Here is an 11,794-nt window from a genome sequence, read left to right on the forward strand (position 1 = left end):
GATGCGCTTGATTAGCTGATTCAGAATTATCGGTGATCATTTCCAGCTTTGTGCACGTTGCCGTCGGATATCGGAAACGGCAGATCCAGTAAAAGGGGAACATCAGGATCACCACGAAATCCAGGCGCACTTTTCGCTGCAGAACAGCCAGGCTGGCGCACAGGAGCACCACGAAACCCGGTTGCTCTTGCGTTGTATTTCAAGGCAACCGGTTCACTTGAAGCAAATACTGTACATGGCCAGTGGAAGCTATGCGTGGCAAGTGAGTAGTGTAGGACTTATGGCATTCCGAAATCGTCGAGCTGCGGCTCTTCCTGCAAAATTGTCCCGTTCCTGGCTCTTGGTCAATGCTGCCAAGGAGGAAACTTTCGCCCCTTCACTAGCATGTGAAGCGGACTCGGTGATTTTCGATATGGAAGCTGCCGTTCCTGATGATCAGAAGATCCAGGCTCGCGACAACGTGGTACGCGCCCTGTCCAATGGCATGACTGCCTGGGTGCGCGTCAACGGCATTGACACCGATTTCTGGGCCGATGACCTTGCCGCATTGTCCGGTGCCCCCGGCCTGCGCGGAATCATGCTGGCCATGACCGAGCAGCCTGAACAAGTGACCTACAGCGCGATGCGCCTGCGCGCGGGCACACCGGTACTGGCCTTGATCGAAACCGCCTTGGGCATCGAGAATGCAACGAAGATCGCTTCGGCTCCGGGCACCTTCCGCCTGGCATTCGGCATCAACGACTTCCGCAAGGACACCGGCATCTCCGATGAGCCGATGGCCCTGGCCTACGCACGTGGCCGCCTCGTCATCGCTTCGCGTGTCGGCAAGCTGCCCGGCCCAATCGACGGGCCACCGCCAGCAGGTGCCCACGCGGCCAAGGTGACCGAGGAAACCCGCGTTACCGCTTCCATGGGCATGACCGGCAAGCTGTCCCTGTCCGTTGACCACGTTGATGGCATCAACGCCGCACTGGCACCAAGCGAAGACGAACTGTCCTGGGCCATGGAACTGCTCGAAGCGCATGCCGCGGGCGCATCGGTGGGCGACGGCTCGTACCTGCCTCGCTTGGCCCGTGCCCAGAAGATTGCCGACCTGGCCGACTCCTACGGCTTGTGGAACGCCTAAGGTACTAACCTTCTTCCAACAGCAAAGGACCCGTCCGGCATCTGGATTCAACCAGATGCCGGACGGGTCCTTTTCGCTAGCTGCGCCTATGCCTCGTGGGCACCGCGGTTGCGCGAGGAGCCGACTACGTCGCCGGCCTTCCACTCGGCCCAGCCGGGACGATCGATCATGAAGTCCTCAATCTGCGCCTTGCTCGCTTCCAGCTTCGGGTCATGCTTGAGGTACCAGCGGGTTTCGCGTGCCACCATGCCCGACAGGAGCAGCAGGCCGATCAGGTTCGGCAGGGCCATCAGGCCGTTCATCATGTCCGAGAAGTTCCACACTGCGGTCAGCTCGGTGGTGCAGCCTACGTAGACGACCAGCGAGAACACGACGCGGAACGGCATGACCAGCTTGCGGCCGAACAGGCGCTCGATGTTGCGCTCGCCGTAGTAGCTCCAGCCCAAGATGGTGGAGAAGGCGAACATGACCAGGCCGATGGTCACGATCCAGTGGCCCCACTCGCCTGGCAGGCCGTGGGTGAAGGCCTGTCCGGTCATCAGCGCGGCGGAGATCTGCTCGCCGGTGGCCTCGTCGATCAGGTTCCAGGTGCCGGTGGTGATGATGACCAGGCCGGTGCAGGTGACCACGATGATGGTGTCGATGAAGGTCTGGGTCATGGAGACCAGGCCCTGGCGAACCGGGTGGGTGGTCTGCGCCGACGCGGCGGCGATGGCGGCCGAGCCCATGCCGGACTCGTTGGAGAAGATGCCGCGGGCAACACCGTACTGGATGGCGATGATGATGGCCGAGCCGGTGAAGCCGCCCACAGCGGAGGTGCCGGTGAAGGCATCGGTGAAGATGGTAGCGAAAGCTGCAGGGATGCCACCGACGTTGGCGACCAGGATGTAGATCGCTGCGGCCACGTAGAAGACGATCATCACCGGAACGAAGCCAGCGGTCACACGGCCGATGGACTTGATGCCGCCAACCAGCACCGCGATGGACAGCACGGTCAGGACCACGCCGGTGACCCATGGGGCCACGCTGAAGGAGTTCTCCAGGTTCAGGGCGATGGAGTTGCCCTGGGTCATGTTGCCGATGCCGAAGCAGGCCAGGGTGGCGGCGATGGCGAAGAACAATGCCAGGAACTTGCCGAAGGGTCCCTTGATGCCGCGTTCGAGGTAGTACTGCGGACCACCGGACTTTTCGCCGGCGGCGTCAGTGCCGCGGTAGCGCACACCGAGGTAGGCCTCGGTGTACTTCGAGGCCATGCCGAGCAGGCCGGTGACCCACATCCAGAACAGGGCGCCCGGGCCGCCGATGCCGATGGCCGTGGCCACGCCGACAATGTTGCCGGTACCGACGGTAGCGGCCAGCGCGGTGGTCAGTGCCTGGAACTGCGAGATGTCGCCCTCGGCATCAGCGTCCTTGCGCTTGAGCAGGCCAAGGCGCAGTGCGGCGGCGAGCTTGAAGAACTGCAGGCCTCCCAAGCGGATGGTCAGGTACAGGCCGGTGCCCAGAAGCAGCGGGATGAGGACAAACGGTCCCCAAATGACGGAAGAGATATCCCCGAAGAGAGTGCCCAAAGCGTCCATGGATTCAATATCCTTATGTGCGAGTGACTGATGATGAAGAGTCTCAGGCGAGAAGCCGATTCCCTTATGTGAGTGCCATCATATGGCACTCGGGAGAGGTGTGTCACAAAGCGCGCTGGTTCGGGTCATGTCCAGTTCATTAACTTATTTTCACCAATGGATCAGCTGTTTGGGCCGAAAAGGCTCCGCCGGCATCCACTGCGGTGGATGCCGGCAAGCTGCGGGGCTTCAGCCCTGCCGCGCTTTCATGCGCGGATTCTTCTTGTTGATCACGAAGACGCGGCCGCGTCGTCTGACCACTTGCGATCCCGGTGCCTTCTTCAGTGCACGGATGGAATTCCTAACTTTCATGCCATTCACCTCCCTCGTGATTTGCGGAGTTGAACAGCCCCTTGAGCTCTTCCTCGGTGACCTGGCACTGCTCGAAAACCGTTTCAATCTGCGAAGCTTCATGCTCGGATCCGTAGAGCAGCAATTCTGAAACGGCGATATGCGAATGCCAGGCCCCGGTGTTCTCCATCCAGATGCGCGGACCGGCTCCGCCGATGGCAACGCGCTCGCTCAGCGCGCTGGCTACCCAGAGGACGCCGCGGATGCAGGTGCAGGACTCAGCCAAGGACGGCAGGGCTTGGCGGAAGCGCTCGGGGTGGAGCGGACGTTCCGCGTGCAGGCGGATCGGCGCACTGCTGGCATCAAGGGGTGTTCGCGGCAGATGCCCGGCGCTGGTGCGCTGGCGTGCCGCGGCGGGGTGGAAGGATCCGAGTTCCCCTTCGTGCACGCAGATTTGCGCATGCGGCGCCATCTGCCGTGCCAGGCCGAGACCGGCTTCGTAGCGGATGCCGCCAGCACGCCGCGGACCTGCAGCATCCTCCAGCAGCTGGGCTTCCAGGCCTTCAACCGGAATGAGCGTATCTGCCTGCATCAGTTCGGTGAAGAAGAACTCTCCGGCAGTCCGCGCATCGTGCTCCATGGCGTTGAATCCCGATTCCCAGAGGGTATGCCGATCCCACATCTGGTTTTCCAATTCGGCTGGATCCAATGCCAGCGCGATGCTGCTGATCTGCAGATCCAGTGGTTCGAGTTGTGTTTCGAGCATCTGGAGCACCGAGGCGCTATGCCAGGTGGAAGGCAGCCCCAAGACCATGGTGGTTTCGGAATCCTGGGGTGCCAGGCGCCTGATGGTCGGCAGGATCTCGAATTTCGTGGCACAGCCAATGCAGGGATGCTCAAGCACTGCTTCAGCGCGTTCGGCGGTCGCCGATCCAAAGACATGGCGCACCAGCCGATTGCCATCGACGAAGTCATAGCGCAGGAAGATGGCATCGGGGTGGTGGCGTCGCAGGTGCTCCAAGCCGGTGTCGCGGCTGGAGGTGTCAAGTGCGGAGAGGACAATGAGGTTCACGCATCACAGCTTATATGAGAATGAGACTCAATAACAAAAAGAAAAGCGTTGCTTAACGACCAGTGGCCTGCCCGCCGATGCGGACAGGCCCCGAGAACCAGCGGGAATATCAGTGCTGCGGCGCGTGGAAAACTACCGTCGAGGTACCCAGACCCTCAATCGAGGTCTCCAACGCGTCGCCGTGCTTGAGCCACGGGTGGCGCCCATTCTCGTCCCGGCGACCCAAGGCGACACCGGAGGGCGTGCCAGTGAGGATGACGTCGCCCGGCCGCAATTCATTGAACGTCGAAAGGTAGGAAACCAACTCATCCGCCGAGAAAATCAGGTCATCGATCTGCTCGTCCTGCACCACCGCGCCATTGACCTTGCTGCTGATGCGCGCCGAAGGATTCAGCTCATCAGGGGTCACGAGCCAAGGACCCAGGGGAGTGGAGTGGTCCCAGATTTTGCCCTGCAGCCATTCCTGGGTACGGCCCTGATAGCCGCGCATCGACACGTCGCTGGACACCGCATAGCCAGCAATATGCGCTGGCGCATCTTCTTGGCTGATGCGACGGCCAGGCTTGCCGATAATAATGGCCAGCTCTGCTTCGTAGTCCACTCGATGGTCTTCAACGGGAATTTCAATCGAGTCATTGGCACCGCAGAGGGTGGAGGCGAACTTCGCGAAAACCGTCGGATACTTCGGCAGCTCTTCGCCGACCTCGGCCGCGTGGGTCTTGTAGTTCAAACCGATGCAGTAGATTTTCTCCGGCTTGGGAATCAGCGGAGCGTAGTCGGCTTCGCCCTCGGCAATGGAATCGCCCACCAGGGCCCGGGCAATGACTTCCTGCTGGACGGCTTCCTCAAGCCGCAGGAAACGCTGCACCGAATCGATGTTGTCCAAATAATAGGCACGGCCATCTTCAATGACAGCCGCGGTGGTATGGCCTGGTTCGCTGGCGAGGCGGAGCGTGGCAAGTTTCATGAATCTATCTCACTACACTTCCGACTGAAAGTGCACCATATTTCGTACCTGCCAGGAGATTCCCATCCGCGCTGAATATGGCCAAGCCAGAGTTGTGTTATCGAAACGTGGCTTGGTCAGGCTACAGCAACCCGGCTAAACTCAGGGCATGCTCGGGTCCCAGTGACCAGTCCTGAAACAAAGATCTAGATACGAAACTAAAGTGAAGCAGGTTTTAATGTGGGTGACTTTATTGGCGAGAGATCTCGCCATATCCTCTTCGCCTCCTGGCAGCATTTCTCGCTCGTCGCGCAGTGCCTGATCCTGGCGACAATTATTTCTGTCCTTATTGCCGTACTGGTTTACCGCAATAAGTCCTTATCCGGTTTGGCCAACGGCATTAGCGCCATCGGCCTGACCATTCCATCCTTCGCCTTGATTGGTTTGCTGATTGTTCCCGTCGGCTTCGGCGTCACGCCGGCCGTCATCGTGGTGACGTTCTTCGCGGCCTTGCCGATTCTGCGCAATGCGATCGTAGGCCTGAACAACATCGAGCCAACCATTATCGAGTCGGCACGCGGCATCGGCATGAGCCGGCTGAAGACGCTGGTCTCCGTGGAGATACCCATGGCATGGCCGGTGATCCTCACGGGCATACGCATTTCAGCCCAGATGGTGATGGGCGTCGCCGCAGTGGTCTCCTACGCCCTGGGCCCAGGCCTTGGCGGATTCATTTTCCAGGGACTGTCGCGTCTTGGCGGCGCGAACTCCCTGGAATCCGTGGTTACCGGCGTCGTTGGCGTCGTCATCCTGGCGCTCATTCTTGACTTGATTTTGCTCGGCATTGGCCGACTGACTACCCCGCGAGGTATCCGTGTCTGAAAATAAGATTTCCGAAAACGCAGTGGCCCAGAATATCACCGGCGCTTCGATCATGCTCGAAGAAGTAACCAAGACCTATCCGGGGCAGAAGAAGTCGGCCGTCGGCGGCCTGACCCTCGAGATCCCCGCAGGATCCATCGTGATGTTCGTCGGGCCATCAGGCTGCGGCAAGACGACCACTCTGAAGATGATCAACCGCCTGATCGAGCCGACCAGCGGCAAGATTGTCATCGACGGCGAAGATGTCACTGACATGAACGGCGACGAGCTGCGCCGCCGCATCGGCTATGTGATCCAGGCCGGCGGCCTGTTCCCGCACATGACCGTGGCCGCAAATATCGCCATGGTGCCGAAGATGCTGGGCTGGCCCAAGGACAAGATCTCCGCCCGCGTCGACGAGCTGCTTGAGCTGGTCTCGCTGGACCCGGAACTGTACCGGAACCGTTTCCCCAAGGAACTCTCCGGCGGCCAGCAGCAGCGCGTGGGCGTGGCCCGTGCGCTGGCAGCAGATCCTCCGGTGCTGTTGATGGATGAGCCATTTGGTGCGGTCGACCCGATTACTCGCCAGCGCCTGCAGGATGAGCTGCTCAATATCCAGTCTGAGGTCCAGAAGACCATTGTGTGCGTGACCCACGACTTCGATGAAGCGGTGAAGCTCGGCGACTGGATAGCGATCTTCAACGAAGGCGCGCAACTGGAGCAATACGATTCCCCGGAACGGATCCTGGCCAATCCGGCCAGCGAGTTCGTGGAGAACTTCATCGGCTCGGGTGCGGGCCTCAAGCAGCTGACCCTGACGCGGGTGAACGAAGTGGAGCTGGAAGACGCGCTGACCACCACCCCGGGCAAGAACGCTTCGGATGTGCTCTCGCAGCTGCAGGGCGCCGGACGCAAATACGCTGTGGTGCTTGATTCGCGAGGACGTCCGCTGCGCCGGCTGGACCGCAGGCAGCTGTCGCGTGCCCAGATCATCGAGGGCACCTACGACGAAAACATGCCGGTAGTCGGCGAACAGGCAACCTTGAATGACGCATTGGACACCATGCTGGTGGCCAGTTCCGAGTCGGCCCTGGTGACCGGGCGCCGTGATGTGCTCACCGGTGTCATTACCGTGCAGACCGTCATGGAGGCGATCGCCGCCGCCAACAATGCCGAGGATGCTGACCATGAAGCTCCGGTGGGCCTGAATTCCGGTGCCATCAATGTCGTGGACATCGACGGTGCCGCCGCCGGACAGGGTGGTGAATCGGCATGAGATCCGAAACCCGCAGCTTGATTTGGCAAATCGCCGGAATCGCAGCTGCTTTTGCCATCCTGGTGGGTTGGCTGGTGACAGCCGATCTGACCGAGACCGAACGGCAAACGCTGGATCCGGCAACAATTTGGGGCTATACCCTCGACCACCTGAAGATCACGGTCATCGCGGCGGTCATCGTCCTGCTGATCGCCATCCCGCTGGGCGTGCTGCTGACCCGTCCGGGACTGCGCAAGGCCGCCCCGGCGGTACGCGCCATAGCCAATTTCGGCCAGGCGGCACCCGCCATCGGCGTTATCGTGCTCTTGGCGTTCTGGCTGGGATTCGGCCCGAAAACCGCAATCATCTCGCTGGTGATCTACGCGATCCTCCCGGTGCTCTCCAACACCATTGTCGGCCTGCAGCAAGTTGATGCGCGCCTGGTGGAAGCCGGACGGGGAATCGGCATGAGCCAGATGGCGGTGCTGTTCAAGGTTGAACTGCCGTTGGCCGTCCCGGTGATGCTTTCGGGCATCCGCACCGCACTGGTGCTGCTGGTCGGCACCGCGACGCTGGCCACCTTCATCAACGGCGGCGGGCTGGGCATCCTGATCACCACGGGTGTGAACCTGAATCTGAATGTGGTGCTGATCGCCGGTTCGCTGCTCGTGGCCTTGCTGGCCTTGACGGTTGACTGGCTTGGCCGCGTCGTCGAACAGGTGGCCCGACCGAGAGGACTTTCGTGAACCGCAAACTGAAATTCGCTGTCCTGTCCATGGCCGCGCTGATCGGACTGACCGGCTGCGGGCTGAGCCCCTCGACCGGCACTGTGCCCCCAGCCGGCCCGGCCGAGATCAAGCCGCTGGTCGACAATGCTGCAAGCACGTCCGTGACCGTGACATCCAAGGCGTTTACCGAGCAGCTGCTGCTGGGCAAGATCACCGTGATCGCACTCGAAGCCGCTGGGTATGATGTCACCGACCTGACCAATGTTCCCGGGTCCCAGCCGGCGCGCCAGCTGCTGCTTTCCGGCGACGCGAGCGTGCTCTGGGAGTACACCGGTACCGCCTGGCTGACGTACTTGGGCCATGAGAAGCCTGTCGTGGGCGAGGAGGAGCAGTGGCAGGCGGTGCATGATGAGGATGTTGCCAACGGAATCGTCTGGGGGAACCCGGCTCCGTTGAATAACACCTATGCGTTGGCGATGAACGAGGAAACGACCAAGCGGCTGGGGATTACCAAGCTTTCCGAGCTGCAGAAGCTGGATCCCGACGAACTGACGTTCTGCGTCGACCCGGAATTCAACTCCCGTCGCGACGGTCTGACACCGATGCTGGAGCATTACGGCATCGACCGCGGCTCTGAGGTGAGCGAGGACAATATCGGTTTGTACGATGTTGGTGCCATCTACCAGGCGACCGCTAATGGCGCGTGCAACTTCGGCGAAGTCTTCACCACTGACGGACGCATCAAGGCGTTGAACCTGACCGTCCTGGAAGATGACCGGAAGTATTTCCCGAGCTACAACGCTGCCCCGGCTTTCAACGGAGAATTCCTTGACGAGCACCCGGAGATCCAGCAGATCATGGACCAGATCGCTCCATTGCTGACCGATCAGGTCTTGATGGAGCTGAATTACCAGGTCGATGTCGTTGGACGTGAACCAGCCGATGTTGCCTTCGAATGGATGGTTGGAGAGGGCCTGGTCTCCGAACCCTGATCCCGGCAACTCAAATTGCAGGCAATAAATACTGGATCCCCGGCATCTCGATGCCGGGGATCCAGTTTAATGTTGCCGAGGATTCACTGGGGATTGGTTCCGCTCCGATGGTTTTGCTTGCGGGATGGAGATAGGTGGATGCCCTCTGCCTACGGCTGATCACGGGTGCCGAGCTCGCCGTCGACTTCATCGGCGATTTCGGTGCTGGCAGCGGTAGTGATGGATTCTTCCTGCCAAATTTCCTCTAGCTCTGCAGATAGCTCGGCTTCCTCTTGGACATGATTGGGGTCTGGGTTATTTGCGTTCATGGCCTCAGTCTAGCTATGAACGTGCAGGAGTAAAGGGGTGATTGAAAAATAATTTCATCGGAAACTTTCCTAGTCAGATTCAAAAAATGAACCTTGCGACGATCCGGTTTGAACTTTTCTTGCGAAAAGTGGTTGACGCTTCAACTTCATTAGTGTCATACTGGTACCAGCAAAACAAATTGAGGCGTCAACTACTTGGCGGCCCGACGAAAGGATGTAGACATGACTGCAACTGCACTGACCACCGGAACCTGGAACCTCGACGCATCGCACTCCGAGATCGGCTTCTCGGTTCGCCACGCAGGCATCTCCAAGGTGCGCGGCAGCTTCACCGAGTTCGATGCAACCCTGACCACCGGCAAGACCCTGGCCGACTCTTCGGTTGAGGCAACCGTCCAGATCGCATCGGTTAACACCAAGGATGCCAACCGCGACGCTCACCTGAAGGGCGAGGACTTCTTCAACGCTGAGCAGTTCCCAACCATGACCTTCAAGTCCACCGCAGTCAAGGGCGACGCCGGAGAGTTTGTTCTCGTTGGCGACCTGACCATCCGCGGCGTGAGCAAGGAAGTTGAATTCGAAGCTGAGCTCGGAGGCGAAGCTGTTGACGCCTTCGGTGCAACCCGCGTTGGCTTCTTCGCATCGACCACCATTTCCCGCAAGGAATTCGGCATCACCTGGAACGCAGCACTGGAAGCCGGTGGCGTTCTGGTCAGCGACAAGGTCAAGATCGAAATCGACGCTTCGTTCGTACTGCCAACCGCAGAGTAATAGTTTCCCGAAAGCCGTCATGGGGATGACGGCGTAAGGGCCGATACCGGAAAGCCCCGGCTCACGAAAGTGAGACGGGGCTTTGCCGTTAAGAGCGTAATTGCGAGGTGCCTAGAACTCGCTGAATGAAGGTTCCATGGAAAAGGCGAGCAAGCCGAGGAACATGAAAGCGAAATACGCAACCCAAAGGATGCCGAAAATGGTGCCGATCCAGCCGGTCACCTTGCCGACCGTGGCTGCCGTGTTGAATTCCCTCTCGGCTTTGTTGGCTTTGGAAATAGCAATCGGCCCAAGAATCACGCCTGCAACGAAAAGGGACAAGATGCCAAGAATCATCGAAGTCTGCGCCAACTGGGCGCCTTCGAAATGGGCTGCAGGCGGATAGCCGAAGTTGCCCGGGGGATATGGGCCCGGCTGGCCGTGAGCCTGCTGGTTGTAGTACGGCTGCTGAGGCACCCCATTGAGCTCGTAGTAGCCAGGTTGCTGGTACTGCTGGTTCTGCCCCTGCTGTCCCGAAGAATAAGGGTTTCTCGGTTCTTCGCTTGGACTGGTCATGACAACCTGCTTTCCGTTCGTGAAGCTCATGCGCCTAGTTCAAGATTCTCTCATGCAGATGGCCAAAGCGCCTGAGCAATAGGAACTTTCCGCAACGAAATGAAGGCTCGAACCTGCCAGGATGCCTAGCTTGCAGGATGCTTTCGGCGCCAGAGCGCATGGGTGCCGGTGGCCAACGCCACGAGCAGCAGGCTGAATGCCAACCCGAAGCCGAAGATCTGGCCGTAGCCGCCATGCTGCGCCAGATCCGCGGTGAGGTAGGTCGCCGCAGAAGCTCCGGCAAACAGGGCAAAGACGAAGAGCGAAACGGTGGTGGCCCTCGCGTCTGGCGAGATATCGGTTGCCCAGCCCTGCATGGACGAGTGCATGATGGCATTCGTGGCGCCCAGCAGGAATGCCGTGACGGTGTACGAGGCAGGGTATGGTGCGAATGCTGAGGGGAGGAACGCCGCGCAAAGCACCAGTCCGCCAGCGCCGATAAGCCACGTTCGGCTGAAACGTGCCACCAATCGGCGCATCAAGCGCGCGCCCAAGATGACTCCCACAGCGAAAGCGCAGCCCAGCGCTCCGGCCAGGCCGATGGAGACACCTGATTCCTGCAAGGCCGGGACGATATAGGTCAGCAAGCCCATCAGCAGGCCGCCTTCGAGGAAGACGATGCCGTAGAGGGCCAAATTCATTGGACGCAACGCGGCACGGAAATTGAACCCGGACCGGGAACGCTCCGGCTCCGCGGACTTCCGCAGGGAATACAGGGCAGCAATGCAACCGAGTGCAGGCAAGAAGAACACCAGCCGCCAATTGGCATAGGACGCCAATGCTCCCGAAGCCAACGTCGCCAAGGTCGTGCCCAGCGAGGAATAGACCTGCAGATCGGAAAGGCCCCGGGCGCGTTCTACACCGGTGCGGGTATCGCCCAACAGCGTCAAAAGGGTCGGGTACAGCGCTCCGAACATGAGTCCGGAGATGGAGCGGGCAATGAGCAGCGGCAGGTAGTTGGTGAACAGGATGCTTGCGATTGCGGCCAGCGCGGCTCCGATGAGCGCAGCACGCAACACCGCCAAGCGCCCGAAGCGGTCACTGAGCATGCCCCAGATCGGCTGGCCAATGGCATAGAACAAGGCATAGGACGCTACCAGTTGGACCGCTTGCGCGAAGCTGAGCGAGGTGCCGACCGACAAAGCGACCAGCATCGGCGGGGTGCCATAGCGGTCGAAGAAGGAGAGGAAGCCTATGAAGCGCAAAGCAGAATCGGGAACGCCATGTGCCCGAG

The 11,794-nt window shown here is 60.2% G+C and carries 13 protein-coding genes; 6 read left to right on the forward strand and 7 right to left on the reverse strand.

The features are described from left to right. Positions 1 to 280 precede the first annotated feature (280 nt). On the forward strand, positions 281 to 1,126 hold the full coding sequence (locus tag BKX98_RS14520; RefSeq protein WP_073707784.1) for a CoA ester lyase: 846 nt from the start codon (positions 281 to 283) through the stop codon (positions 1,124 to 1,126). Between the two features lie 86 nt (positions 1,127 to 1,212). On the opposite strand, the gene BKX98_RS14525 is transcribed toward BKX98_RS14520, so the two are convergent. The 4 genes from BKX98_RS14525 to BKX98_RS14540 all read right to left on the reverse strand — a co-directional run bounded on the left by BKX98_RS14525 (position 1,213) and on the right by BKX98_RS14540 (position 5,072). Beyond that, positions 1,213 to 2,703, reverse strand: coding sequence for a sodium:alanine symporter family protein (locus BKX98_RS14525; RefSeq protein ID WP_066141715.1), 1,491 nt, complete (start codon positions 2,701 to 2,703; stop codon positions 1,213 to 1,215). 228 nt (positions 2,704 to 2,931) lie between these two features. Beyond that, the gene (ykgO, locus tag BKX98_RS14530) at positions 2,932 to 3,054 is read right to left on the reverse strand and encodes a type B 50S ribosomal protein L36 (RefSeq protein ID WP_073707785.1); all 123 of its coding nucleotides are present in this window, start codon (positions 3,052 to 3,054) and stop codon (positions 2,932 to 2,934) included. Next, the gene (locus tag BKX98_RS14535) at positions 3,044 to 4,105 is read right to left on the reverse strand and encodes a GTP-binding protein (RefSeq protein ID WP_073707786.1); all 1,062 of its coding nucleotides are present in this window, start codon (positions 4,103 to 4,105) and stop codon (positions 3,044 to 3,046) included. The genes ykgO and BKX98_RS14535 overlap by 11 nt, the downstream gene beginning before the upstream one ends. A 109-nt stretch (positions 4,106 to 4,214) precedes the next feature. Continuing rightward, complete coding sequence (locus BKX98_RS14540; RefSeq protein ID WP_038993298.1) at positions 4,215 to 5,072, reverse strand: fumarylacetoacetate hydrolase family protein; 858 nt, start codon at positions 5,070 to 5,072, stop codon at positions 4,215 to 4,217. 219 nt (positions 5,073 to 5,291) lie between these two features. Between BKX98_RS14540 and BKX98_RS14545 the strand changes: the two genes are divergently transcribed. From BKX98_RS14545 to BKX98_RS14560, 4 genes are read left to right on the forward strand one after another with little or no spacing between them, the layout of a single operon-like run. Then, a complete protein-coding gene (locus BKX98_RS14545) occupies positions 5,292 to 5,933 on the forward strand; it encodes an ABC transporter permease (protein ID WP_073707787.1) in 642 nt (213 codons plus the stop codon). After that, positions 5,926 to 7,188: an ABC transporter ATP-binding protein gene (locus tag BKX98_RS14550; protein ID WP_083586946.1), complete on the forward strand. Its 1,263-nt coding sequence runs from the start codon at positions 5,926 to 5,928 to the stop codon at positions 7,186 to 7,188. Before BKX98_RS14545 ends, BKX98_RS14550 begins: the two co-directional genes overlap by 8 nt. Further along, positions 7,185 to 7,913 (forward strand): ABC transporter permease, encoded by a 729-nt coding sequence (locus BKX98_RS14555; protein ID WP_073707788.1) that lies wholly within the window; start codon positions 7,185 to 7,187, stop codon positions 7,911 to 7,913. Before BKX98_RS14550 ends, BKX98_RS14555 begins: the two co-directional genes overlap by 4 nt. Beyond that, on the forward strand, positions 7,910 to 8,887 hold the full coding sequence (locus BKX98_RS14560; protein WP_038993303.1) for a glycine betaine ABC transporter substrate-binding protein: 978 nt from the start codon (positions 7,910 to 7,912) through the stop codon (positions 8,885 to 8,887). The genes BKX98_RS14555 and BKX98_RS14560 overlap by 4 nt, the downstream gene beginning before the upstream one ends. A gap of 149 nt (positions 8,888 to 9,036) precedes the next feature. On the opposite strand, the gene BKX98_RS17075 is transcribed toward BKX98_RS14560, so the two are convergent. Continuing rightward, positions 9,037 to 9,195, reverse strand: a complete 159-nt coding sequence (locus BKX98_RS17075) for a hypothetical protein (protein ID WP_158024707.1) — start codon at positions 9,193 to 9,195, stop codon at positions 9,037 to 9,039. 222 nt (positions 9,196 to 9,417) lie between these two features. Between BKX98_RS17075 and BKX98_RS14565 the strand changes: the two genes are divergently transcribed. Next, positions 9,418 to 9,966, forward strand: coding sequence for a YceI family protein (locus BKX98_RS14565; protein ID WP_073707789.1), 549 nt, complete (start codon positions 9,418 to 9,420; stop codon positions 9,964 to 9,966). Between the two features lie 111 nt (positions 9,967 to 10,077). On the opposite strand, the gene BKX98_RS14570 is transcribed toward BKX98_RS14565, so the two are convergent. Next, complete coding sequence (locus tag BKX98_RS14570; protein WP_141357255.1) at positions 10,078 to 10,521, reverse strand: DUF4190 domain-containing protein; 444 nt, start codon at positions 10,519 to 10,521, stop codon at positions 10,078 to 10,080. Positions 10,522 to 10,646: 125 nt separating this feature from the next. Continuing rightward, on the reverse strand, positions 10,647 to 11,765 hold the full coding sequence (locus tag BKX98_RS14575) for an MFS transporter (RefSeq protein ID WP_233125396.1): 1,119 nt from the start codon (positions 11,763 to 11,765) through the stop codon (positions 10,647 to 10,649). Between the last annotated feature and the right edge of the window lie 29 nt (positions 11,766 to 11,794).

Source organism: Glutamicibacter sp. 0426 (assembly GCF_001906485.1).
In the GTDB taxonomy this organism is placed as follows: Bacteria; Actinomycetota; Actinomycetes; order Actinomycetales; family Micrococcaceae; genus Glutamicibacter; species Glutamicibacter nicotianae.

Coding starts and splice junctions, on each gene's coding strand:
- BKX98_RS14565 (WP_073707789.1), top strand. CDS start 9,418: ATGACTGCAACTGCACTGACCACCGGAACCTGGAACCTCGACGCATCG.
- BKX98_RS14555 (WP_073707788.1), top strand. CDS start 7,185: ATGAGATCCGAAACCCGCAGCTTGATTTGGCAAATCGCCGGAATCGCA.
- BKX98_RS14525 (WP_066141715.1), bottom strand. CDS start 2,703: ATGGACGCTTTGGGCACTCTCTTCGGGGATATCTCTTCCGTCATTTGG.
- ykgO (WP_073707785.1), bottom strand. CDS start 3,054: ATGAAAGTTAGGAATTCCATCCGTGCACTGAAGAAGGCACCGGGATCG.
- BKX98_RS14540 (WP_038993298.1), bottom strand. CDS start 5,072: ATGAAACTTGCCACGCTCCGCCTCGCCAGCGAACCAGGCCATACCACC.
- BKX98_RS14520 (WP_073707784.1), top strand. CDS start 281: ATGGCATTCCGAAATCGTCGAGCTGCGGCTCTTCCTGCAAAATTGTCC.
- BKX98_RS14570 (WP_141357255.1), bottom strand. CDS start 10,521: ATGACCAGTCCAAGCGAAGAACCGAGAAACCCTTATTCTTCGGGACAG.
- BKX98_RS17075 (WP_158024707.1), bottom strand. CDS start 9,195: ATGAACGCAAATAACCCAGACCCCAATCATGTCCAAGAGGAAGCCGAG.